The sequence below is a fragment of the Deltaproteobacteria bacterium genome, assembly GCA_026712905.1.
Classification (GTDB): Bacteria; Desulfobacterota; Binatia; order UBA9968; family JAJDTQ01; genus JAJDTQ01.
Genome location: JAPOPM010000112.1, coordinates 25,127 through 47,636, shown reverse-complemented (window position 1 = coordinate 47,636; position 22,510 = coordinate 25,127). Strand labels below are relative to the sequence as shown.

Here is a 22,510-nt window from a genome sequence, read left to right as displayed (position 1 = left end):
GGTTTCGGCGGCGCCATCGCCGTGCTCACCATCGGCCACGTGGACCCGGACTCCATGGTGTACTGGCCGGTGTCCGGGGACTTCGTCTTCATCGCCATCCTGAGCGGCACCGGCAACGTCGTCGCGCCCTTCATCGGCGCGCTGATGTACGAGCTCATCCGCACCTACGCCTTCGACCAGTTCCCGGGAATCTGGCAGTTGATCATGGGCGGAACGCTGCTCGCCATCATCATGTTCCTGCCCAACGGCTTGTGGTCGCTGGTGGATCGAGGGCGGAGCAGGGCAGGGGCGGGGTCTGCCGACCGGCTCCGTCCGAAAGAGGAAGAGGCATAGCCGGCCATGTCCGCCGTCCTGGAAGTCCACGATCTCGAGAAGTCCTTCGGCGCCGTGGTGGCCGCCCATGACATCAACGTCGTGGTGGAGGAGGGGGAGACCATCGGGGTCATCGGCGCCAACGGGGCCGGCAAGACCACGTTCGTCAACCTCGTCACCGGCCATCTCCCGCCCGGCGGCGGCACCGTGGAGTTCATGGGCCGCAGCATTCTCGGCCTCTCGGTGCGGGCCATCACGCGCCTCGGCCTTTGCCGCTCGTTTCAGGTACCCCAGGTCTTCCTGTCGGAGACCGTCTTCGACAACCTGATGATGGCCTTCGGCGTGGCCGAGGAGGACGGGGCGAGCCTGCTGATGCCGCTCATGGAGGAAGAGCGGGCGGCGCGGGTGGAAGCCCACCTGGCGCGTTACCAGATCGCGGAGTACCGGGACGCCATCGGCTCCGCGCTGCCCCAGGGCATACGCAAGCTCCTGGACATCGCCATGGCCACGGTGCGCAAGCCCAAGCTGCTCATGCTGGACGAGCCCACCAGCGGCATCAGCGCCGAGGAGAAGTTCGCGATCATGGACATCCTCATGCAGGCGCTGAAGGAGGAGCGCACCACCGTGCTTTTCATCGAGCACGACATGGAGATCGTCGAGCGCTACGTGGACCGCGTGCTCGCCTTCTATCAGGGCGAGATCATCTGCGACGCTCCCACCGCGCAGGCAATGCGGGACGATGGCGTGCGCGAGTATGTGCTCGGCCGGAGTCATGACGCGGGCGCGGCAGCACCGCCGCCGGCGTCAGGGCGGACCTCATCCGGGGAGGATACCTTGGCCGTCGGCGGCCTCGACGTGAGCATCGGCGCCACGCCGATCCTGCGCGGGGTCCATCTCAGCGTTCCGTCGGGCTCCATGTGCGGCCTCATCGGCCGCAACGGCGCGGGCAAGACCACCTTCATGCGCGCGGTCATGGGCGCGCTGTCGATTCAGCGGGGCACGGTACGGCTCGGCGACGTCGACCTGGCCGCGACCCCGGCCCATCGCCGGGCCCACCTGGGCATCGGCTTCATGCCCGAGGACCGCCGGCTCGTGCCCGAGTTGACCGCCGAGGAGAACATCCTGCTGCCCGTCTGGGCCACCCGAGCGGACAACGCGCGGGAGCGGCTCCGGTGGATCTACGGCCTCATGCCCGAGGTCGAGGAGTTCCGCCGCCGGGGCGCGACGAGTCTCTCGGGCGGCCAGCAGAAGTTCGTCGCCTTCGCCCGCGCTCTGATGTGCGGCACCCGGCTGCTGCTGCTGGACGAGCCCGGCGAAGGCATCGCCCCTATCTTTGCCCAGCGGATGGTGGAGATTCTCGACGACCTCAAGAAGGAGGGAGCCTCCGTGCTGGTGGCCGAGTCCAACGACGTCCACATCGCCAGGCTCCTCGACCGGACCTTCGTCATCGAGCGCGGCAGCATCGTGGACGGCGGGTAGAAGAAAAATCGCGTCAGGAGTCGTCGGTTGACGTGAACTATGCGGGGACTTGTGGTAGCTTGAACGGGAGAGAAAGGAAGAGGAAGTATTGAATGCAGACGCGAACCCTTAATCGTTTGAACCTTACGTTGTTCTCCAGTGTCGTGGGCGGAGCGGTCGTCGGATTGCCGGCCTACGCGTATTTCTACGGCTATTCCTGGGTCGATTGGGCCATGTTCGTGGTGCTCTACGTCATCACGGGACTGGGCATCACCGTAGGGTACCACCGCTTGCTGGCTCATCGGAGTTTTGCTTGCCCCGATTGGGTCAAAGGCTCTTTCCTGGTCGCGGGAGGATGGGCCCTGCAAAACTCGGGCCTTAGCTGGACGGCGGATCATATACGCCATCACGCCCGGTGCGACCAGGAAGAAGATCCTTACAGTGCTCAACTAGGATTCTGGCACAGTCATTGCGGTTGGCTGTTCTGGGACGATCCCTACAGAGACGACAAGTTTGCCCGCAAGTTGCAGCAGGATGCCGTGGTGATGTGGCAACATCGTTACTACATCCCGATTGTCCTGTCCGGCTTGGCGCTGCCGTTCGTGGTGGGCTTCTTGTACGACGGCTGGTTCGGGGGCCTGGGATGTTTCTTGCTCGCCGGAGTCGGGCGGACCTTTTTCGTCCTGAACTCCACGTTCTGCATCAATTCCATCTGCCACCTGTGGGGCGCCCAACCTCACGGAGCATCCGACTCAAGTCGTGACAGTTGGTGGGTTTCGCTCATCACCTTTGGAGAGGGGTACCACAACTATCACCACAGGTATCAGAGTGATTACCGGAACGGCCGCCAGTGGTATAACTTCGATCCGTCCAAGTGGCTCATCTACAGTCTTTCCCTCGTAGGGCTCACCAGTTCCTTGCGCCGATTTTCCTGACCGGGTGAAGACACCCCACTAGTCCGTGCGGGGCCGGTCGCCGGGCAGGTCATGCGGTTTGAGGGTGCGGATGGCCAGCGGCCCCACCAGCAGCACGACGGCGATGTGGCCGAAGGCGATGCCCCAGTTGAGCACGCTTTCGCCGCCGAGCACGTGCAGGATCAGGCCCATGGCCAGCGGTCCCACGAAGCCGCCGCCGTATCCCAGCATCGCGTGCACGGCCAGCGCGGCACCGCGTCTCTCGGGGTCGGCGTTGCCGACCGTACCGGCGGTGAGTGACGAGGAGTCCGCATAGATCGCCGCGTTGTAGAGGAGACTGACGAAGGCCGCCGTGCCGTAGCCCACCCCCGCCGTGAAGCCCACCACCAGCGCCAGCGCCATGGATACGGCGAATACGAGCAGGATCCAGCGCCGGCGCCCCAGGCGACGCGCCATCTCGTTGCCAAGAAAGCTGGAGGCCGTCCCCAGCAGTCCCGCCAGCGTCGCCACCATGGTCGGAACCAGGAGATTCGGCGCACCGTCCCCTTGTGCCGCCGCAAAGGTCAGAAAAGTCACCATCCAGGAACGGACGACGAACATCTCCCAGGTGTGCACGCAGTAGCCCAGCGCATAGGCCATGACCGAGGCGTTGCGGAGCACCGGCTTGAAGTCCAGGAGCCGCGCCGCGGAGGCCGGCCGCTCCTTCCTCGGACTTGCCGGGAACAGGGTCAGGGCCACAAGCGCCGCCCCGAAAGCTCCGCCGGCCCCGACCATGAACGCGGCCTGCCAGCCGAAGTGCGCCGTCACCGCGCCGGCGATGAGGAAGGAGAAGGAGCTGCTGACACCCGTGCTGACGCCGTGAATGGCCACGGCGCGCGATTGCGCCGGCCCCTCCACCTGGTCGGACAACGCCTTGAGCCCCACCATGTAGGTGCCGGCCCAGCCGACGCCGTTGAGCGCGCGAAAGACGAGGGCGGTCCAGAACCCGTCCGCGAGGAAGGCCATGCCGAGATGGGACAGCATGGTGGTGGAAACCGCGCACATGTAGACCCCGCGCGGGTCGACACGGTCCGTCAGCGGCAGCAGGATCGGCACCGCGGCGGCGTAGGCGCCGAACATGATGCCGGAAAGCCAGCCCGCCTCCGCGTGGCTGAGGGACCATTCCGCGAAGAAGGCCGGCAGCAACGCCGCGAAGGCCATGGCGCCGATCTGGGCCAGGGATTGCGCCAGGCAGAAGACGGCGATGATGAATTTTTCCCTCGTGCCGCGCCCCATGCGTCGTATGATAGGATAGCCGTCAGTGCATGGAAACAAGGCGTATGAATGAAGAATGAATGAAGGAGGTTCGGCCATGCCCAAGCCAGAGCTCGAGTTCTTTCCGGTGGATGACCTGCCCTGGGTGCCGGTGGAGGGCGCGCCACCAGGTCATTACCAAAAGATCCTGACCGAGGACCCGGAGATCGGGTTCGTCACCCGCCTTCTCAAGGTGGATCCCGGCGGCGCGAGCACGGAGACCTTCGTCCACGATTTCTGGGAGGAAGTGTACATCGTGGAGGGGAGCCAGTGGGATGGGGACCGGCTTCTGAAGAAGGGGATGTACGCCTGCCGTCCCCCGGGAATGAAGCATGGTCCCTACCGGACCGAGGAAGGTTGCACCACGCTGGAGTTTCGTTACGTGAGGTAGTCGGCGGCCGGGACACGAGACCGCCGAACCGGGAGTCCGTGGTCCGGGGCCGCGCGCTCAGTTCGTTGCGCCGGCGGCCGGCATCAGGCCGGTGCGAGCACGAAGTCGAAGCGCCCGAGCCACCCTTGTGGGGTGCGCCTCAGGTCCATCAGCAGGTCGTCGTGAAAGATGCTGTCGCCGGCGTTTTCGTCGGGCACGTCGGGAAAGTAGAGCTGGGTGGTGAGCAGGCGCGTGGACGGCCCCTGGACCTTGACGTGGATATGCGGCGTACGCCCCGTATAACGCACGGGCCGGACGGTCTCGAAGCGAAACGCCCCGGCGGCGTCGGTGTATTGATGGCCGCGATACCGGAAGCCCGAATTGTCGTAGCGGCCGTTCTCGTCGGCGTGCCAGATGTCCACCACGGCGCCCGCGATGGGACGGCAGTCCGGCGAGAGCACCAGGCCCTGCACCACGAGCGGTCGGCCGCCCGTGTCCGGCTCCCGCAGATCGGCCCGAAGCGGCGTCCCGGGCGTGTAGAACGGCCCCTCGGTCAGTTCGGGTATGGCACGCGTGCAGGCGAGCGGCGGAGCGAGTCCGAGCGAACGGTCGGCGGCGGGGCCGGAAAAGGGGTAGTCCAGCAGCGTCGCCCGCGAACAGGCCAGCCACGAGAGGCCCGTGACACCCGCGGCTGCCCCGGCGATCAAGGCGCCTTGGCGGGAGTATTTTCGCGTCCACATCCAAAAATCATAGGCTGACTCGGAAGGGCGGTCAACCCGCGATCAGTTGCGCCTTGCGCAAATATAGTGAATCCACTATATTGTTGTATGGCCGGTACGACGCTGAAGCCTGTCGAATGGGTTGGCTCAAGTAGGGAGGACAACGGGGTGCGGAGACGCCCAAGTCGGAAATCGATTTGATCAAACGCAGGTTGAAGGCGGCGGAACGACACTATAGCCAAACCTACGATGGCGAAGGATAACGCAATGGATAGGAAAGAGACCAGGATTGAACGGAGTAGCGGCAACGTGTTCAGTGATCTCGGGCACCCTGAGGCGGACGCGCACCTCTTGAAGGCGAAACTCGTCAGTCGCATTGAAGAGATTATTCGCCGGCGTGGCCTCAAACAGGTCGAGGCGGCGAGATTGCTTGGATTGGCCCAACCCGATGTTTCACGGCTTCTGCGAGGAGATTTTCGTGAGTATTCCATGGAGCGCCTTTTTCGTTTGTTGACGGCCCTGGGGCGTGATGTGGAGATCGTCATTCGCCAGACAATTCGCAAGCGGGCTGGCAGGGTCAGCGTTGCACTCGATGAGCCGGAAACGGGCCGCCAAGTCGCATTGGCCGATGAGATCATGCACGATGACCGCCAAGTTCTGCGGGCGTTGTCGAAATGAGCCAATTCAAACAGAGTTCGTGGTGCCAACATGGTCTCGATGTGCGGTGGGAGGTGGATTTGTAAGGAGAATGAGTGACTGCGTTAAACCCCGTGCGTGAAGAGCCTGTCGCAAAATCCTCACAGAACGACTTCGTCCTTTACGACGGCGAATGCGTCTACTGCCGGACGTATGCGAGGAAGTCCCGCTTCCGGACTCCCGACGGGAGACGGCTGCAGTTCATCGACGGAAGGAACGCCCCTGAACTCGTGGATGAGTTGCGGGGGGTTGGCTGCGACCTCGAGGACGGCATGATCCTCATGTTGGAGGGCCGGCGTTACCAGGGAGCCGAGGCCATGGAGGTGCTGGGCACCTTGGCCACCGAACCCGGTTGGGTCAACCTGCTGACGCGATGGGTGGGTTCCAGTGCCGAACGGGCGCGTTTTTTCTACCCGTGGTTCCGCCGGCTTCGTCAAGCGACCCTCTGGATTTCGGGCAGGTCCGGTTTCCACAAGTGACGGCGAGACGGAATTTCCCCGCCATCAGGGAAGCCCTATACTGGACGCTCCATGGCACAGGCGTTGGACCGACGCAGCGACAGGGAGCTGGTGGAGCTATGCAACCGCGGCCACCGCGATGAGGCGGTGCAGGCCTTTGAAACGCTGTACCGGCGGCACCGCGACTACGTCACTCGGGTGGCCCTGCGGTTCGGCGCCGACCCGGACGCGGCCGTCGACGTGCTGCAGGAGACGTTTCTCTACCTGCTCAAGAAGTTTCCCCCCACGGGCGAAGGGCTGGTGCTGACGGCGCAGCTCCGGTCGTTGCTCTATCCGGTGGCCAAGAACCTGACCCTCTCCTCCCTGCGCCAACGCGCCCGCCTGGACGACTCCGAGGAGTTCGATCCGGATCGGTTGCCGGCGCCCGGCGGCACCGATCCGGCGGAGCGGGACCCGGCGCGGTTGTCGGCGGCCGTGGCCCGCCTGCCCGCCGAGCGCCGGGAGGTGCTGTTCCTGCGCTTCGTCGACGACATGTCGCTGCAGGACATCGCGGACACCCTTTCCATACCCCTCGGCACAGTCAAGTCCCGGCTCCACCTTGCGGTGAGGGAACTGCGGGAAAGCCCCGAGATCAAGGATTTCGGCAAAGCGTGAACCTTTTGCCCGTGTCGTGCGCTTAACCGGGTGGAACCATGGAACGCGACGACGACACAAGGATCTTGCCCACGCAACCGGGACGCGGCGTGCCGTCCGCCGAGGAAGAGATCGACCTGCCCGAGGATTTGATCCAGGGGCTCGCCCGCCTCGACAGGACGGTGGCGGTCATGTCGCCGGAGGCAGACCGACATATCGCCGAGGCGGCCAAGGATCACTTCGCCGACCGGCCGCGGCGCGCGCGCCCGGCCGGGTTTCGTTGGGCCATGGCCGGAAGCCTGGCTGCGAGCCTCCTGGTGGGGGTCCTTCTTTGGCGAACGTACACCCCGGTGGGACCCGCCGACCTCCGGGTCGCTACGGTCGCCAGCATACCCGACGACATCGACGGCTCCGGCGCCGTAGACATTCTCGACGCCTTTGCTCTGGCCCGGATGGCGCGCGGCGACCAGGCGCCAGCCGCTCGGGCGAAGGTCGACGCCCTGGCCATGAGCATCGTTGCGTTGGAAGGTTCCGCGGAGAAGCTATGAGCCGCTGGCGCTTGAATATTCTACTTTGCTTCGTCTTTTGCGCGGCCGCTTTGCCCGGCTGGTCGTTCGCGGAAGAGACGACGGTCCGTTTCGCGGCGCTCGACGTCCACCTGGAAACCGCCGAGCCCGTGGCGGCATGGCAGTTCGAGTTGTCCGAAGCCGGCGGCCGGATGCGCGTGGTGGGGGTCGAAAACGGGGACAGTCCGGCATTCCCGAAGGCCCCCTACTACGATCGCAAGGCTGTCAACGACGGGCGCGCCGACCGCATCATCGTCGCGGATTTCACCTTGCGGCCCGGCAACGAACTGCCGGTGGGCAGGGTTCGCATCGCGACCGTTCACGTTCGCCTCACCGGCGACTCCGGACCCGATTACGTTCTGAGACTGGTCACGGCCGGCAACGCCGAGGGCAAGCCCGTACCCGCCGCCATTCATCTCGACATCCAGTCAGGGAGAAAGCGCAAATGAAACAGCAAGGAATCGCCAATGCATGGAAAACCGTGGCCGCCCTGTGCGTGCTGCTGGTGGTGGCGGCATGCGCCCCCGGGCCGCCGGACTCCGAGCCGGGTGGCGTCCCCTCGGGGCTGGCCTCCCCCGAGGACGCCACCGGGCAGGTTTCCGGTGTCCCGTCTCCGCCGGCAGCCGGGCCTGCATTCGAACGCGGGGCCGACAGTACCAGCTCGCCCATTGCGCAATCCTTGAGGCCGCGCTCTTTCAGGAAAGGGAGAGGGGGAGGTGGAAGCGCACTTGCGCCGCTGATGGCTCAATCAGCGTTCTTCGACGTCGTGACGGCGCCGGTGCGGACTCTGGACGCGGATGAAGAGCTGTGGATCATCGTGCCGCGTCGGCCGGCCGATGCCGATCCAACCCCGGCGGAGCCGGGCCAACCGGGCTCGGGGGCGCTTGTGGCTACCCGACCCTCCGGCGACAAGCACGAGGCGGAGGTCCCGCTTCCTCTCAAGCACACCGAGGTGCACGCGGCGATCACCGGCTACGTCGGCACGGTGGACGTCACCCAACAGTTTGCGAACCCCTTCGACGAGAAGATCGAGGCGGTCTACATGTTCCCACTGCCCGAGAAGGCGGCGGTGAGCGAGTTCGTCATGACCATCGGCGAACGCCGCATACGCGGCATCCTGAGAGAAAAGGAGGAGGCCGAGGCCATCTATCGGGAGGCGCGCGCGCAAGGCTACCAGGCGAGCCTTCTGACCCAGCACCGCCCCAACATCTTCGAGCAGAAGGTGGCCAACATCGAGCCCGGCAAGCGCATCGACGTGAACATCCGCTACTTCCACTCGCTGGCCTACCGCGACGGCTGGTACACGTTCGTGCTCCCCACCGTGGTCGGTCCGCGCTACAACCCGCCCGGCTCCAAGGACCCCGTGCACGCGCTGCCGCGCTCACACGTTCAACCCGTATCCACCGGAGCGGGCGTGCGCTATCTGCGCCCCGAGGAACGATCGGGCCACGACATCGGCATCACGGTGAAGCTCGATGCCGGCGTCGCCATCGAGGCCATGGAGTCGAACCACCGCATCGATCAGACCCGCGCGGCCCCCCATGCCGCCACCATCAAGCTCGCCGACCAGGCGACGATCCCCAACCGGGACTTCGTCCTCAAGTTCAAGGTGGCGGGCGGGCGCGTCAAGACGAACCTCCTGACCTACGTGGACCCCAAGAAGGGGCAGGGTTACTTCACCATGGTGTTGTATCCGCCCGAAGATCTCGACTCCGCGCCGCGGCATCCCATGGAGATGGTGTTCGTGCTGGACTGCTCCGGCTCCATGCGGGGCGAGCCCATCGCCCAGGCCAAGGCGGCCATTCTCGCGGCCTTGGACATGCTCAAACCCGGAGACACCTTCCAGGTCATCCGCTTCTCCAACAACGCCAGTCAGTTCGGGCCGAACCCCGTTCCCGCCACGCCGGAGAACGTCGCCCGGGCGAAACGTTACGTCCGGCAACTCGACGGCAGCGGCGGCACGGAGATGATCGAAGGCATCCGCGCCGCTCTGAATTTCCCCCACGACCCCCGGCGGCTGCGCTTCGTGACCTTCCTGACCGACGGCTACATCGGCAACGAGGCCGAGATACTGGACGCGATCCACAAGTCCATCCGGGAGTCGAGAATCTTCAGCTTCGGCGTGGGCGACTCGGTCAACCGCTATCTCCTGAACCGCATGGCCAAGGTAGGGCGCGGCGCCGCCGCCTACCTGGCCCTGGACGATGCCGGCGCGGAAGTCATGCGCTACTTCTTCAACCGCATCAGCCGCCCGGTGCTCTCGGACGTTGAGATCGACTGGGGAACGATGAAGGTGACCGACACCTACCCGAAACGGCTGCCCGATGTCTTCGTCGGCCGCGCCGTGGTGGTCACCGGCAAGTTCACGGGCGAGCCAAGCAAGCCCGTCGTGCGAGGCCGCGCCGGCGGACAGCGCGTCGAATACATGGTGTCCCAGGCCGACGGAGAGAACGCGCACGCCTTCATCCCCAACATCTGGGCGCGCCTTCGCCTCGCCGACCTCGCCGACCGCCAAGCCTGGACCCACGACCCCCACAACGAGCTGGCCGGCGCCATCAAGAAGACCGCACTGGAGTACGGCCTCATGTCCGACTACACGGCCTTCGTCGCGGTGGACGCGAGTGGGCGCACCGAAGGAAAGCACGGCACTACCGTGCATCAGGCGGTGCCGGTGCCGCGGGGGGTGCGTTATACTACGACGGTCAAGGAGGAACGTACGGTGAAGGAGGGGCGATAACTATGGAACGCTTGACTGATGAGCCCAGGGCTCGTCCCTGCTACTCCCTTGATGAGCTTCTAGCGCAGTGCGACGAGAACGAGACCCCTGGGTCCGAGGATCGTACCTGGATTGACGCCAAGCCGGTCGGCAAGGAGTTGCTGTAGCGGCGTTCGTTGTCAGGTGGTTCTCGTCCCCGCCGCTTCCGCCGTCCCCGCCACCGCCGCGGGTCGCTCCTGCCGCCTCCGTATCTTCAAGAACCACACCATCCCCACCAGGCCCAGGTACATGAGGCCGATCAGGATGAAGAGTTGGTGGTAGGCGAGGGTCACGCCCTCCGTCAGCAGGCTGAATCCCAGCAGGGACTCGGCGCGTTGGTCCAGGGCGATGCCGAACTGGCCGGCGTGTTGGAGCAGGGCGCGGAGCTGGAGCATGACGTCGGCCTGCAGGCTCTCGCCGAGGCGGGCGCCCAGGCCCGGGGTGATGGCCTCGACCTTGTAGAAGATGTGGCGTTCCAGGAGGAAGCTCAGGGTGGCGATGCCGAAGGCTTCGCCGAGGCCGCGGGCGAGGCCCAGGATGCCGCTGCCCATGCGCGACTCACCCTCGGGGAGCGCGCCAAGGGCGATGGAGTTGAGCGGCGCGTTGATGGTGGACTGGCCGATGCTCTTGAGGATCACGAGGAAGTAGATCACGGCCGCGCCGGTCCAGATGGTGATGTTGGCGAGGCCGAACAGCGTGACGGTCAGCAGCACGAGCCCGGTCACCAGCAGGATCTTGGGCCCGAACCGGTCCGACAGCATGCCGGCGAACGGTGACACGATGCCCACGGCGATGGCGGCGGGAAGCATGAAGATGCCGGCCTGGAGAGGCGGGTAGAAGAGCGCCTTCTGCAGGAACAGGTTCAGGATGAAGCTGGTGCCGCGGAAGCCCATGACCCGTACCAGCACGATCGTGCTGGAGATGCTGAAGTTGAGGTCCTTGAAGTAGCGGATCTGGACGTAGGGGTGCTCGGCCTTGAGCTCGGCGATGATGAAAACCGCGATGAGCAGCACGGCGCTTCCGAACAGCGACAGGATCCGGGGGTGGGTCCAGCCCTCGGTCTGACCCTGGGTGAGGCCCAGGAGCATGGTCACCAGCCCGCCGGTGAGAGTGAGGAAACCGAGCAGGTCGAAGGCGGAGGGCTTGTGGGATGAGGAACGCTGGGGAAGGATGAGGATGGCCGCCATGACGGCCAGGATCAGGGTCGGCAGGGGCAGGTAGAAGATGGTCCGCCAGCTAATGTACTGGGCCAGGTAGCCGCCCGCCGGGGGTCCGAAGAACGGCCCCAGCGACCAGCCGGTCATGAAGAGCCCCATGGCCAGCCCGCGTTCGTTGCGCGGGAAGGCCTCGTACATGATGGACATGGACACGCCGATGAGCGGCCCCACCCCCACGCCCTGGATGATGCGGAAGAAGATAAGCGAATTGACGTCCCAGGCCATGGAGCACAGGAACGAGCCCGCGCCGAACACAGCGGCGCTCAGGATGAACAGGTTGCGGTCGCCGATGCGCTGCCCCAGCCAGCCCACGCACGGAATCAGCACCGTGCGGGTGATCATGAACGCGATCAGCACCCACTGGATCCGGTGCAGCGAGGTGCCCAGGGACGACATCATCGCCGGGATGGCGGTGTCGACGCCGGTGATGCCTAGCCCGACGCTGATCATCCCCAGGGAGAGGGTGATGGTGATGGGCCACTTCCGGGCGGGATCGTAGACCTGGGCCGGAGGCTCGGGGGTCATGGCGTGGCGGGCTCGCCGTTACTGGCCTGTACCACCGGCGTGCAGCCCTTCCTGGCGGCCTTCGGGCTTCTCGATCCGCACCACCGCGAGCATGCCGACGCGGAGAGTGCCGTCGGTGTCCTTCACCGCGATCTTGACCGGCAGTTTCTGCGTGGACTTGATGAACACCCCGGTGAGCTTTTGCGGCGAGAAAAGCGAGAACTCCGAGGTGGTGGCGCCGCCCACGTCCGTGACCTCCCCGTCGAACTGGACGCCCGGATACGAATCCAGCCGGACTGTGGCCGTGCTGCCCGGCTTGACGAAGCGGATCTGCGTCTCGTCCACGTTCGCTTCCACCCAGTAGCGGCTGGAGTCCACCACCATGAACACGGGCTGGCCCGGCTGCACGAACTCGCCCCGGTGCGCGTTCTTCTTTACCACCAGGCCCTGCACCGGACTGCGCAGCGTCATCAACCCGAGCCGGAACCCAAGCTCCTGCAAGGCCGCCTCGGCCTCGCGCACGCGCGCCTTCCTGGCCAGCATGGCGGCTTCCCGGATCTGGCGCTGTTGCGCGTCGCCCGCGTGGCTCAGCTCCCGCTCCGCCTGCACCAACTGGCCGCGGGCGTAGTCCACCGCCGCCTTGTGCTGCTCGATACGGATGCGTATCCCGCGCGTGTCGAGCTCCACCATGACCTCGCCGGGCTTGACCGCGTCACCCTCGTCCTTGTGCAGCGCGCCGATGCGGCCGGGCACCTCCGTGCTGATGGTGACGATGTCGGCCTTGACCCGGGCGTCGTCGGTGGTGATGTAGCCCAGCGACGACCATATCCAACCGCCCACCCCGGCCACGATCAGCAACATCGCGATCGCGGTCCACGCGAGCCATCTCTTCTTGCTCGATTCGGTTGCAGCCATGTTCCTCGGCGCTTGGTGCGCGGGTCGTGAAGGTAAGGATGCGGCGGCCGGCTTGGAAGCTTGGCGTTCTCCGCGACGGCTCCGGGAGGATGCCGCCCCTCGATGAGGGGTAGCACGTCGGTGGTGAATCCACAATGTGACTGCGCCGTCTCCGGCTGTCCATCGGCCGCCGAATTTTATATGCTGCCCGGCATGAAAGAGATCCACTTCGTCGACACCACGCTGCGCGACGGCCCTTCCAGCCTGTGGGCCATGAGCATCCGCACGGACATGATGCTGCCCGTGGCCGCGCAAATGGACGAGGCCGGCTTCCTGGCCATGGAGATCATCGCCTCGGCCTTCTTCAAGAAGTGCGTGCGCGAGCTCAAGGACGACCCCTGGGCGCGCGTGCGAAGGGTCAAGGAGCGGGTGCCCAAGACCCCGCTGCGGCTCATCCGCAACCGCTACATGGCCGCGTTCCAGCACACACCGGCGGCGGTGCAGCAGCTCTGGCTGGAACGGTTGGCGGCCAACGGCATCAGCGAGGCCCGGACTTCCGATCCGTCCAACACGCCGGCGGTGTGGGCCGAGCAAGTGCGGACCGCAACCGCCGCCGGCCTCGAAACCATCGTCAACCTGATCTTTTCCATCTCGCCCAAGCACACCGATGAGTATTACGCGGAGCGCACCCGCGCGGCCGTGAAGCTCCCGGTCAAGCGCATCTGCCTCAAGGACCCGGGTGGCCTGCTCACTCCGGACCGCACGCGCTCACTGGCGCCGGTGGTGCTGGAGAACGCCGGCGACGTCCCCGTGGAGTTCCACACGCATTGCAACAGCGGCCTCGGGCCCCTGTGCACCCTGGACGCCATCGAGGCGGGCATTCCCATCATCAACGCGGCGTTGCCGCCGCTGTCGGACGGCTCGTCCAACCCGTCGCTCTTCAACATCACGCGCAACGCCCGCGCCCTGGGCTACGACCCGGTCATCGACGAGGAGCGCCTACGGCCGGTGTCGGAGCACTTCACCCGGGTGGCCAAGGAGGAGGGGTTCCCCACCGGCGAGCCGCTCCACTACGATGCCTACCACTTCGAGCACCAGGTCCCCGGCGGCATGATCTCCAACCTGCGCCACCAGCTCGCCAATATCGGTATGGGCGACCGCCTCGGCGAGGTGCTGGACGAGGCCTGCCGCGTGCGGGAAGAGTTCGGCTATCCCATCATGGTGACGCCGTACTCCCAATTCGTGGGCAGCCAGTGCGCGATCAACGTGATCCTGGGCAAGCGCTACGAGCAGGTCACCGACGAGGTGATCCAGTACGCCATGGGCCTGTGGGGCGAGGAGGAGGCTTCGTCCATGGACCCGGACGTGCGCGACCGGATACTGGACCGGCCGCGGGCCAGGGAACTGCGGAGCTGGCAGCCGCCCGACACCTCGGTCAAGGAACTCAGGGAGAAGATCGGCGGCCCGGGCGTGTCCGACGACGAGTTGCTGCTGCGCTACTTCACCTCCGAGGACGACGTGCGCGCCATGCAGCAGGCGCCGCCGCGGTCACGGAGCAACGGCGGGCTGGTAGGGCTGATACGGTCGCTGACGGAGCGCTCCGAGACGAAGCAGATCTATATCCGCAGGCCCGACCTGTCGGTGCGGCTGGGTTAGCCGCCCGCCGTCCCGAGTCGTCATTCCCGCGGAAGCGGGAATCCAGGGGCGGTGGTGGGGCACTACAAGGGCGTTTCTCCGCCTCGCCACCCCTGGATTCCCGCTTCCGCGGGAATGACGACTCGGGGGGTTGGCGCCGGAAAGCAGAAGGTTGACACAGCCTGTTCCGCGGGAATGACGTACTGGGACGGCGGTTTGGACCGCCCCTACGAGAGCCCGTAGAACCGCTTGGCGTTGTCGTAGAGGATCTTCTGCTTGAGGCCCTGGGACAGGTCCGGGCGTTCCAGGAACTCGGGGATGTCGGTGCCGAACTCCGTTACCGCCTTCTCGTGCGGAAAGTCCGACGGGTACATCAGGGTGTCCTCGCCCAGTTCCCGTGCCACCACGTCGAGGATCTTCTCGTCCAGCTCGCAGGTGACGAATACGTTGCCTTCCTTCACGTACTCGCTGGGGAGCTTCTTCAGCGGGAAGTGCTTGCGCTTGCGGTCCACGTGGAACTTGTCGTCCATGCGTTCCATCATGTACGGGACCCAGCCGGCGCCGGCCTCCAGGTAGCCCACCCGCAGCTTCGGGAACAACTCGAACACGCCGTCCAGCACCATGCTGGCCATCTGAATCATCTGTGCGATGGGGTGCTCCAGGGTGTGGATCATGGACATGGTCTGGAGGTAGTCGAAGCCCAGCCCCTGGCTCGGGGCGCCGTGGATGGCCAGCGGGGTGTCCAGGCGCTGCGCCTCCTCGTAGAGCGGGTGGAAGTCGGAATGGCCGAAGCCCTTGTGCAGCACGTTGACGGCGGGCAGGAGGCCGCCCACCATGCCCTGCTCGGTCACCGCGTGGCGCAACTCCTCCACGGCCGCGGGCACGTCGTGCACCGGCAGAATGGCGACGCCCTTGAGGCGCGGACTCGTGCGCGTGTACTTGTCGTGGAACCAGTTGTTGTAGGCGCGCGCCAGCGCACACGCCCAGTCCGAGTCCTGGATCAGGCCGAAGCCCAAGCCCGCGGTGGGATAGAGCACCGCCGCCTCGATGCCGGCCCCGTTGATGAACTCCAGCCAGCTCTCGGGTGAGGTCTGGCTCGCCTTTTTCACCCCCTTGACCGCGCCCCGCGGCCAGCCGTCCAGCGACGGAAACAGCCCGAACACCTTGTGCCTGCGGTGTCCCTCGTACGGGCCTTCGAAGTAGTCTTCGAGCTCGTCGTTGTCCTCGAGAATGTGCCCGTCCGCGTCGATGATCGGAACGCTTGCCATGGGGTTGTTCCTCCTGTTGGTCTGCTCCGATGCGTACCCCAGTTCCGAAGGCCTGTCAAAGCTCTCCTTGACTTTGCGGGTGAGTCTTTCTAACTCTTCGCACTAGTACCCTGTCCGGCTCGAACAGGACACTGGACCCGCCCCGAACACAAGAAGAACAAGAGGAGTCAACGTGAGTCTCAAGCTTGGCATCACCATCCCTACCTATACGTGGCCGGACATGGACTACCATATGGCGCAAACCGTCGTGCAGGAGTATTCCCGGCGCACCGAGGCGCTGGGGTTCGAGTCCCTGACCGTGTGGGACCATCTGACGGACGCGCCCGGGCTCTACGGCGGCTCGTGGATGGACCCGCTCATCTGCCTCTCGGCCGCGGCCGCGTGCACCGAGCGCATCAAGCTGGGCACCCACATCCTGGTGCTGCCGCTGCGTCATCCGGTGTTGCTGGCCAAGGAGATCGCCACCCTGGACTACATCTCCGGCGGGCGCTTTTTCTTCGGCGTGGGACCGGGTTGGAGCAAGCCCGAGTTCGACGCCATGGGCATCGACCTGCGCGAGCGGGGGCGCCGCACCGACGAGATCCTGGACGCGTGCAAGCTGCTGCTCACCGAGAAGCACGTGTCGTTCAAGGGCGAGTTCTTCGAGTTCGACGATGTCACCATCGATCCCATGCCGCCCAAGTACCCGGAGGTCTGGGTGGCGGGCGGCTCGCGCATTCCCGACAAGCTCTCACCCGACAAGCCTTACATGGTGAAGACCGTGATGCAGCGCATCGCCAGGCACGCCGACGTCTTCACGTGCCGCGCCTCGGGCAAGCTGGAGTGGGTCAAGCGCGACTTCGACACCGTCTCCGAATTCCTCAAGTCCGTCGGACGCGATCCCGCCACCCTGGGCTTCGGCCACGTGCAGGCCACCTGGGTTGTGGACACCCAGGACCCGGAAGAGGCGCTGCGGCTCCAGCGGCCGCACATGGAGCGCATGATGGGCAGCAACCGAAGCTGGGATCACTTGCAGGAGTGCTACATGGTCGGCAGCATCGACCAGATCGTGGAGAAGCTGAGAATACTGGAGAACGCCGGCATGGAGCACGTCACGCTGCAACCCGCCGGTCCCGACATCGAGCAGGTGGAGTTGATCGCGGACAAGATCATGCCGCATTTCGCGTAGGGGTGACACGATTTCGCGCAGGGGTGACACGCGCAGGGGTGACACGTTATGGCCCTCCGTCATTCCCGCGGAACAGCCGGTGTCAAAACGTCGCCCGGACAAGACCTGGCACCAAGTCCCCGAATCGTCATTCCCGCGGAAGCGGGAATCCAGGAGGGGCGCGGCGGGGAAACGCCGCTGTAGCACCCCACCGCCGCCCCTGGATTCCCGCTTTCGCGGGAATGACGATTCGGGGGTCGTTGCCGCTATCGGATGGTGTTTGACACAGTCTGTTCCGCGGGAATGACGATTCAAAGCTGACGACAAAGGAGAATCGAACGTGCAAACGTTGCATCTAGCGGTAGTCGACGCCGACGGAGGCCAGTCGGACCTCGAGTTCCCGGTGGCGCGGATACTGGACGCGGGCTTCACCGGGAAGAACCGGGAAGGGGCCATGAAGCACGTCGAGGAGCTCAAGGCCCACGGCGTGGCCGCGCCGGACCGCATACCCGCCTATTTCGCGGTGACCCGGGAGATGGTCACCACCGACGACGAGATCGAGGTGCTGGGCGACGACACGTCCGGCGAGGTGGAGGTGGTGTTCCTGTTCAAGGGCGACGAGGTCTACATCGCGGTGGGCAGCGATCACACCGACCGTGAGCTTGAGAAGGACAGTATCCCCAAGTCCAAGGTCATCTGCGCCAAGGTGGTGTCCCGTGAGGTATGGAAGCTCGCGGACGTGAAGCCTCACTGGGAACGGCTGAAGCTCCAGAGCTGGATCGACGTGGACGGGCAGCGAACGCTCTACCAGGAAGGGTCCCTGGCCGACTTTCTGACCGTCGACGACTTTCTCGACGGCGTGAGGTCCGTGGTGAAGGACGGGGCGCTGGACGGCATGGTGCTGTACATGGGGACCATGCCCAGCCTGGGCGGCGAGCTCCTGTTCTCGCCCACCTTCGAGGGCCGGCTGTCCGACGACGTCCTCGGGCGCGAGTTGTCGTTCCGCTACAGCATCCGCCCCATCGACTGGCTCGCGTAGCCGGCGCCGGCCGCAAAACATCCGAGGCATATGATGAGTGACAATCAAGAACGGCGGATTCGCGTGGCCTCCATCCAGATGGGCATGGACGACGGCGGCAAGGCGTCCAATATCCAGCGCGCCGCGTCACTCATCGACGGCGTGGACGGCGCCGACCTGATCCTGTTGCCCGAGATCTGGAACGTCGGCTATTTCGCTTTCGACGACTACAGCGCCGAGAGCGAGAGCCTTTCCGGTCCCACCGTGTCCATGCTGTGCGAGAAGGCCGCGGCCAAGGGCGTTTTCCTCTTCGGCGGCAGCTTCGTGGAGGAGGACGGCGGCGCGTACTACAACACCAGCGTGTTCATCGGCCGCGAGGGCGAGATCCTCGGCACCTACCGCAAGATCCATCTCTTCGGGTACCAGTCCGAAGAGGCGCGGTTGCTGACGCGGGGGCAGGCGCCGACGGTGGTGGACACCGAGCTTGGAAAGTTCGGGCTGTCCACCTGCTACGATCTGCGCTTCCCGGAACTGTACCGCCAGATGGCCGTCGCCGGGGCGGAGGTCTTCCTGGTGGCCTCGGCGTGGCCGTATCCGCGGCTCGAAGCCTGGCTCCTGCTGAACCGGGTCCGCGCGCTGGAGAACCAAGTCTACCTGGTCTCCAGCAACTGCACCGGCGCCAACCGGGGCAAGGCTTTCGTCGGACACAGCACGGTGGCCGACCCCTGGGGCACGTCGCGGGCAGCCGCCGGCGACGGCGAGTGCGTGGTGCGGGCGGAGCTGGACCTGGGAGCGATTCCGGAGATCCGGACCACGTTCTCGGCGTTCAAGGACCGGGTTCTCATCGACTAACTGAACGAATGGAAGGGAGAAGAATAGATGCCAAAGGAAGAGCGAGAGTTTTTCAACACCGACACCATCGACTGGCGCCCCGTGGGGGCCGGCTCGGGTGCCACGGCCGAAGGGATCATGGAGAAGATCCTGAGCGAGGACCCGGACACGGGCGACTACGCCCGCATGGTCAACTTCCCCGCCGGCGTGGCGACAGACGAGACCGTCGTGCATGATTTCTGGGAGGAGGTCATCATCCTCGAGGGCAGCCTCATCGACACCCGCCTCAACCAGGAGTTCACCAAGGGCATGTACGGCTGCCGCCCGCCGGGCATGGTGCACGGGCCCTACAAGAGCCCCAACGGCTGCATCACGTTCGAGTGCCGCTACTACAAGAAGTGAGGGGGCACCAGGAGCCGGCGTTGCGGCTATCTGCTCGCCAGACTTCCGATCCCCCACGGCGACCATGGCGCAGTTCACCACAGTCGGCCGCTCCATCCGCCGCGTCGAAGGGGTGGAGAAGGTCACCGGCAAGGCCCGGTTCACGGCCGACCTGGACTTCCCCGGGCTGTTGGAGGGCAGGGTCCTCCGCAGCCCGTTTCCCCATGCCCTGATCGAGAGCATCGATGTGCGCGCGGCCGAGGCGCTCCCGGGCGTCCACGGCGTTCTCACCCGCGAGTCCGTCAAGGACATCGATCCGTATTACGGCCACTGCCTGCGCGACCGGCCACTCATCGCCACCGACCGGGTGCGCTACGTAGGCGAACCGGTGGTGGCGGTTGCGGCCGAAAGCGGCGACATCGCCGACGAGGCGCTGTCCCTGGTACGCGTGCGCTACACGGAGCTTCCGATGGCGGCCGGCATGGACGATGCCCTGGCCCCGGACGCTCCGGTGCTGCACGACACCAACGCCCTGGTCGGGGAATATCACGAGATGGCGGCCGTGGAGGAGGAGGCGCCCCGCAACGTCTGCCATCACGAGCGGTTGGAGGACGGCGACGTGGCCGCCGGTTTCGCGGAGGCCGACGCGACCTTCGAGGACACCTTCGAGTTCCCGATGATCTGCCACTACTCCCTCGAGCCGCACACCGCGGTGGCCCGGTTCGAGGGCGACGAGATCGCGTTGTGGACCTCTTCGGCCCACCCGTTCCTGATCCGCGCCGAGATCGCCCAGATGTTCCGGGTGCCCATGCCCAACGTGCGGGTAACCGTCCCTTACGTGGGCGGCGCCTTCGGCGGCAAGTCCTACTTCAAGATCGAGCCCCTGGCGGTGGCGCTGGCCCGCGCCGCGCGCGGCCGCCCGGTCAGGCTGGCCCAGAGCATCTCCGAGTCCATGCTCACCATCCGGCGCCACTCGGCGCGTGTCCGGGTGAAGACCGGAGTGCGGCAAGACGGCACCGTGGTGGCGCGCGAGGCGGAGATGTACCTGGATACGGGCGCCTACGCGGACAACGGCCCGCGGGTAGCCAAACGCGTGGCCACGCGCATTCATGGCCCCTACCGCATCCCCCACTACCGCATCGACGTGTACGCCGTGTACACCAACACCGCGCCCGCCGGCTCCATGCGCTCCATCGGCGGACCCCAGTCGATCTTCCCGCTGGAGTCCCACATGGATGACGTCGCGAGGGGCCTGGAGATCGACCCGCTGGCGTTCCGCCTCAAGAACCTGTTGCACCGCGACGAGGAGTTGAAGCCCGGCGCCAAGCCCATGGACGCCGATCTGCACATGGATCTTCGCCAGGTGGCCGCCATGGTGGGCTGGGACGAGAAGCGGGGCGCGCCGGCCGACAACCTGGGCATCGCCGTGGGCGTCACCGACTCCGAGGCCATGCCCGTGTCCACCGCCATCCTGCGCCTCCTGAGCGACGGCAGCGCGGTGCTTATGGCGGGCAGCACGGAGGTGGGGCAGGGGGCGCGCACGGTGCTGAGCCAGGTCGCCGCCGAGGAGCTCCGCATTCCGCCGGAACGGATCGTCATGCGCGCCACCAATACCGACGTGACGCCCTTCGACCGCTCTACGGGCGCGAGCCGTTCCACTACCGTGATGGGCACCGCGGTCAAGTTCGCCGCCGAGGATCTGCGCGAGCAGGTTCGCAAGGCCGCGGCCGAGGCCATGGGTTGCGATCCCGGCGAGGTGACCCTGGAGGACGGCTGGGCCGAAGCCCGCGGGCAGCGCATGGACTACGGCGCCGTGGTGCGGGCCTACTTCGCCATGCCCGGCGGCGAGCTCATCGGTCGCGGCTACGTGCGTGCTGGCGGCGGCATCCCCGCGCAGTTCCCGGTGTTCTGGGAAACCGGCATGGGCGCCGCGGCGGTCACCGTGGACGAAGAGACCGGCGAGGTGCGGGTGCCGCACTACGCCAGCGTCGCCGACGTGGGCTTGGCCATCAACCGCCTCCAGGCCGAGGCCCAGGACGAGGGCGCCGCCATGATGGGCATGGGCCACACCCTGTGCGAGAGCCTGCTCTACGACGGCGGCCAACCCCTCAACCCCAACCTCGTCGACTACAAGGTGCCGGGCTTCGCCGACATGCCGCGCCGTTTCGAGGTGTCGCTCACGGAGAACCAGGACGGCCCGGGCCCCTGGGGCGCCAAGGGGATGGGCGAATCCGGCATCGTGGCCGTGGCGCCGGCCGTGGCCAACGCCATCGCTCGGCTGACCGGCGTACGAATTCGTGAGTTGCCTCTAACGCCGGAGCGCGTCTGGCGGGCTTTGAACGAAAAAGACTGAAGAACGCATGACGACGAATTGTAGGGGCGGGCGGCGCCCGCCCACGCCACGGGTCAGCACGACACCACGGAGTACATCATGAAATTCGGTATCCAGCTCAACCCCCAGGTCTCCATCGACAAGCCCCCCGAGACCCTCATGCCCACGCTGGCGGAGCAGACACGGGTGGCCGACGAAGCCGGGTTCGAGGCTATCACGATGGGCCAGCACTACAACATCCCCGGCTTCCAGCGCCTTCACCAGGTACCGCTCCTGGGCCGCCTCTGCGCCGAAGCGAAACGGGCCAGCATCGGCACGGCCACCACGCTTCTCGGCCTCCACGACCCCGTGGTCATCGCCAAGGAGCTGGCCACCATCGACGTGATGAACGAGGGCCGCTCCGTCTTCTCCTTCGGACTCGGCTACCGGCAGCAGGAACTGGACGCCTTCAACCTCACCAAGAAGCAACGCTTCGATCGTTTCGTGGAGGGCGTCGAGATCGTCCAGCGCCTGTGGACCGAGGAGCACGTCTCGTTCTCCGGCAAGGCCTTCGAGTTGAAGGACGTCACCATCGGTCCGCGCCCGCTGCAGAAGCCGCGACCGCCCGTGTGGATAGCCGCCAACGGCGACACGGGCGTCAAGCGCGCCGCCCGCATCGGCGACGGCTGGCTCGTGGGACCCCACTCCGCCATCGAGGAACTGAAGGACCAGACCGCGCTGTTCCGCCAAGCCTGGGCCGACACCGGCAAGCCCGGTGCCGGCGCCCTCGTCATGGTCCGGGAATGCTTCGTCGCTCCCACCCGCGAAGAGGCCGTGGCCAAGGCCCGCCCCTGCCTCGACAAGCTCTACCGCGACGTCTACGTCAAGTGGGGCCAGGACGAAGCCATGACCAACCCCGACGAGCTCACCTGGGACTTCGACCGCCTCGCCCGCCACCGCTTCATCCTCGGCTCCCCCGAGGACTGCATCGAGGAAATCCGCTCCTACGAGGAATCCCTCAAACCGGATCTGCTGCTGCTGCGTTTCGACTGGACTCCGGGCCTCGAGCAGAAGGACATACTGGGGGCGATGGAATTGTTCGGGGAAAAGGTGCTTTCAGAGGTATGACC

At 65.9% G+C, this 22,510-nt stretch carries 22 protein-coding genes and 1 pseudogene; 18 read left to right on the top strand and 5 right to left on the bottom strand.

All coding sequences use genetic code 11. From position 1 onward, the window contains the following. The 3 genes from OXF11_08740 to OXF11_08730 form a co-directional block, all read left to right on the top strand. A partial coding sequence (locus OXF11_08740) for a hypothetical protein (GenBank protein MCY4487185.1) occupies positions 1-333 on the top strand: 333 nt, incomplete at its 5' end. Between the two features lie 6 nt (positions 334-339). Next, on the top strand, positions 340-1,791 hold the full coding sequence (locus tag OXF11_08735; GenBank protein ID MCY4487184.1) for an ATP-binding cassette domain-containing protein: 1,452 nt from the start codon (positions 340-342) through the stop codon (positions 1,789-1,791). 92 nt (positions 1,792-1,883) lie between these two features. Further along, positions 1,884-2,705: a fatty acid desaturase gene (locus OXF11_08730; GenBank protein ID MCY4487183.1), complete on the top strand. Its 822-nt coding sequence runs from the start codon at positions 1,884-1,886 to the stop codon at positions 2,703-2,705. 18 nt (positions 2,706-2,723) lie between these two features. Here OXF11_08730 and OXF11_08725 read toward each other — a convergent pair whose 3' ends face one another. After that, positions 2,724-3,959, bottom strand: coding sequence for an MFS transporter (locus OXF11_08725; GenBank protein MCY4487182.1), 1,236 nt, complete (start codon positions 3,957-3,959; stop codon positions 2,724-2,726). 76 nt (positions 3,960-4,035) lie between these two features. Here OXF11_08725 and OXF11_08720 point away from each other — a divergent pair, with 76 nt between their 5' ends. Further along, a complete protein-coding gene (locus tag OXF11_08720) occupies positions 4,036-4,368 on the top strand; it encodes a cupin domain-containing protein (protein MCY4487181.1) in 333 nt (110 codons plus the stop codon). Between the two features lie 83 nt (positions 4,369-4,451). Here OXF11_08720 and OXF11_08715 read toward each other — a convergent pair whose 3' ends face one another. Next, the gene (locus OXF11_08715; GenBank protein MCY4487180.1) at positions 4,452-5,087 is read right to left on the bottom strand and encodes a hypothetical protein; all 636 of its coding nucleotides are present in this window, start codon (positions 5,085-5,087) and stop codon (positions 4,452-4,454) included. Positions 5,088-5,333: 246 nt separating this feature from the next. Between OXF11_08715 and OXF11_08710 the strand changes: the two are divergent. From OXF11_08710 to OXF11_08680, 7 genes and pseudogenes are all read left to right on the top strand, one after another. Then, positions 5,334-5,615, top strand: a pseudogene (locus tag OXF11_08710) (helix-turn-helix transcriptional regulator). Positions 5,616-5,818: 203 nt separating this feature from the next. Further along, complete coding sequence (locus OXF11_08705; GenBank protein ID MCY4487179.1) at positions 5,819-6,241, top strand: DCC1-like thiol-disulfide oxidoreductase family protein; 423 nt, start codon at positions 5,819-5,821, stop codon at positions 6,239-6,241. A 51-nt stretch (positions 6,242-6,292) separates the two neighbouring features. Next, positions 6,293-6,874 carry a sigma-70 family RNA polymerase sigma factor gene (locus OXF11_08700; GenBank protein ID MCY4487178.1) on the top strand — a complete coding sequence of 194 codons (582 nt, stop codon included), beginning with the start codon at positions 6,293-6,295 and terminating at the stop codon, positions 6,872-6,874. Positions 6,875-6,912: 38 nt separating this feature from the next. After that, complete coding sequence (locus OXF11_08695; protein ID MCY4487177.1) at positions 6,913-7,401, top strand: hypothetical protein; 489 nt, start codon at positions 6,913-6,915, stop codon at positions 7,399-7,401. Beyond that, positions 7,398-7,868 carry a hypothetical protein gene (locus OXF11_08690; GenBank protein MCY4487176.1) on the top strand — a complete coding sequence of 157 codons (471 nt, stop codon included), beginning with the start codon at positions 7,398-7,400 and terminating at the stop codon, positions 7,866-7,868. Before OXF11_08695 ends, OXF11_08690 begins: the two co-directional genes overlap by 4 nt. Positions 7,869-8,158: 290 nt before the next feature. Continuing rightward, positions 8,159-10,156 (top strand): VIT and VWA domain-containing protein, encoded by a 1,998-nt coding sequence (locus OXF11_08685; GenBank protein ID MCY4487175.1) that lies wholly within the window; start codon positions 8,159-8,161, stop codon positions 10,154-10,156. A gap of 2 nt (positions 10,157-10,158) precedes the next feature. Then, entirely contained in the window at positions 10,159-10,302 is a 144-nt protein-coding gene (locus tag OXF11_08680) for a hypothetical protein (GenBank protein ID MCY4487174.1), read from the top strand. 12 nt (positions 10,303-10,314) lie between these two features. Here OXF11_08680 and OXF11_08675 read toward each other — a convergent pair whose 3' ends face one another. Next, positions 10,315-11,916 (bottom strand): DHA2 family efflux MFS transporter permease subunit, encoded by a 1,602-nt coding sequence (locus OXF11_08675; protein MCY4487173.1) that lies wholly within the window; start codon positions 11,914-11,916, stop codon positions 10,315-10,317. Between the two features lie 18 nt (positions 11,917-11,934). Continuing rightward, positions 11,935-12,810 carry an HlyD family secretion protein gene (locus OXF11_08670; protein ID MCY4487172.1) on the bottom strand — a complete coding sequence of 292 codons (876 nt, stop codon included), beginning with the start codon at positions 12,808-12,810 and terminating at the stop codon, positions 11,935-11,937. Between the two features lie 192 nt (positions 12,811-13,002). On the opposite strand from OXF11_08670, the gene OXF11_08665 reads away from it, so the two are divergent. Beyond that, positions 13,003-14,445 carry a carboxyltransferase gene (locus OXF11_08665; protein MCY4487171.1) on the top strand — a complete coding sequence of 481 codons (1,443 nt, stop codon included), beginning with the start codon at positions 13,003-13,005 and terminating at the stop codon, positions 14,443-14,445. A gap of 206 nt (positions 14,446-14,651) precedes the next feature. Here OXF11_08665 and OXF11_08660 read toward each other — a convergent pair whose 3' ends face one another. Then, positions 14,652-15,692, bottom strand: coding sequence for an amidohydrolase family protein (locus OXF11_08660; GenBank protein MCY4487170.1), 1,041 nt, complete (start codon positions 15,690-15,692; stop codon positions 14,652-14,654). Positions 15,693-15,864: 172 nt separating this feature from the next. Between OXF11_08660 and OXF11_08655 the strand changes: the two genes are divergently transcribed. From OXF11_08655 to OXF11_08630, 6 genes are all read left to right on the top strand, one after another. Further along, entirely contained in the window at positions 15,865-16,860 is a 996-nt protein-coding gene (locus tag OXF11_08655; GenBank protein ID MCY4487169.1) for a TIGR03619 family F420-dependent LLM class oxidoreductase, read from the top strand. Between the two features lie 319 nt (positions 16,861-17,179). Next, positions 17,180-17,878, top strand: coding sequence for a DUF2848 family protein (locus tag OXF11_08650; protein ID MCY4487168.1), 699 nt, complete (start codon positions 17,180-17,182; stop codon positions 17,876-17,878). A 33-nt stretch (positions 17,879-17,911) separates the two neighbouring features. Next, on the top strand, positions 17,912-18,709 hold the full coding sequence (locus OXF11_08645) for a carbon-nitrogen family hydrolase (GenBank protein ID MCY4487167.1): 798 nt from the start codon (positions 17,912-17,914) through the stop codon (positions 18,707-18,709). Between the two features lie 27 nt (positions 18,710-18,736). Then, positions 18,737-19,090, top strand: a complete 354-nt coding sequence (locus OXF11_08640; protein ID MCY4487166.1) for a cupin domain-containing protein — start codon at positions 18,737-18,739, stop codon at positions 19,088-19,090. 64 nt (positions 19,091-19,154) lie between these two features. Continuing rightward, positions 19,155-21,422, top strand: a complete 2,268-nt coding sequence (locus OXF11_08635) for a xanthine dehydrogenase family protein molybdopterin-binding subunit (GenBank protein MCY4487165.1) — start codon at positions 19,155-19,157, stop codon at positions 21,420-21,422. Positions 21,423-21,500: 78 nt separating this feature from the next. Further along, entirely contained in the window at positions 21,501-22,508 is a 1,008-nt protein-coding gene (locus OXF11_08630; GenBank protein ID MCY4487164.1) for an LLM class flavin-dependent oxidoreductase, read from the top strand. The last annotated feature ends 2 nt before the right edge of the window (positions 22,509-22,510 follow it).